This is a genomic window from Mesorhizobium sp. M7A.F.Ca.MR.362.00.0.0 (assembly GCF_004023175.1).
GTDB lineage: Bacteria > Pseudomonadota > Alphaproteobacteria > Rhizobiales > Rhizobiaceae > Mesorhizobium.
In genome coordinates this window covers 1-1,389 of the sequence record NZ_RZTF01000740.1, presented here as the reverse complement: position 1 = coordinate 1,389, position 1,389 = coordinate 1, and the positions used below count along the sequence as shown (strand labels likewise).

Annotated in this window: 1 pseudogene; it reads left to right on the top strand. The window is 61.1% G+C overall.

The features are described from left to right. Positions 1-140: 140 nt before the first annotated feature. A pseudogene (locus tag EOC06_RS37300) lies at positions 141-1,169 on the top strand (IS110 family transposase); the annotation flags it as partial. Positions 1,170-1,389: the final 220 nt, after the last annotated feature.

The window sequence follows — 1,389 nt, the reverse complement described above, 5'->3', positions numbered from 1 at the left end:
CGCCCGCCGTTCGCTCATCCCGAAGCCTTCCTTCAGGCGAGCGACAGCTTTCCGCCTGGCCGCGGGCGTCACCATTAATGGGATGGTCCGCCCCGTCCTCCCGCAGCATCATCTGGGCAGTCACAACAAAGGAGGTTGCAATGTCCCCACGCAATGCGCCGCGCCCTGCGGCCGTCTATGGTGTCGATATCGGCAAGAACATCTTCCACGTCGTCGGCTTGGATAGCGGCGGCGAGCCCGTCCAGCGAGTTCGCTTCCGACGCGATACGTTGATGAAGTTCTTTGAGCGGGCAGCGCCTGCAATCGTCGGGATGGAATCGTGCGCTGGATCGCAATGGATCGCCAGGAGGCTTCAGGCACTGGGGCACAAGGTTCGCCTGATCCCAGCGCAGTTCGTGAAGCCCTACGTCAAGTCGAACAAGAGCGACATCATCGATGCCGAAGCTATCGCTGAAGCCGCCACGCGGCCGACGATGCGATTTGCGGCGATCAAGAGCGAGGAGCAAGCCGACCTCCAAGCCGTGCATCGGGTGCGCGACCAGATGATCGGCACGCGAACCCGTCTGATCAACCAGATGCGAGCATTCTGCCTGGAATACGGCATCGCATTGAGACAGGGCGCCGGACTGTTCAAGCTCGACTTGCCACTGGTTCTCGATGACCTTTCGAATGACCTCTCGCCGGCAATGCGCAAACTGCTCGTGGACCTGTTCGCCGATCTGCGCCAGTTGGAGCAGCGCATCAACGACGTGACGAGGGAAATCGCAGCGATCGCAGACCGAGAAGATGTTGCCCGCCGGCTCATGACGATCCCCGGAATCGGAGCATTGGGAGCGACCGCGCTACTGGCGGCCGTCGGCACGGGATGCCAGTTCCAGAAGGCTCGCGACCTGGCCGCATGGCTGGGGCTGGTCCCTCGAGAATACTCGACCGGAGGCAAGCAGAAGCTACTCGGTATCAGCAAGCGCGGGAACCGCTACGTTCGCAAGCTGCTCGTTCATGGCGCGCGATCATGCTTCCGTCACCTGGATCGAAACCGGGATCGCCTGGGAAGCTGGCTTGATGGGTTGCAGAGCCGGATGCACCCGAACAAAGCTGTTGTCGCACTCGCCGCCAAGATGGCGCGCATTGTCTGGGTTGTCCTGACCAAGCCGGGAGCACTCTACGAACGCAGGACCCTGCTTTCGCCTGACGCTCCGGCTCGATTGCAAGGCTCGGGAATAGTGATGACGAAACAGTGGATCAGCATGCCGTAAGCCCTGTGCAAAAAAGCGGGCTTCGTGCCCGAACCATTTATTGGGAACGGCGTGCGCGGATCTCATCATGGCCTGGCTGCAACAGCAGTCCACTCGCGAGAGGCCGGATACATTTATGCAACTGGAACCGTCA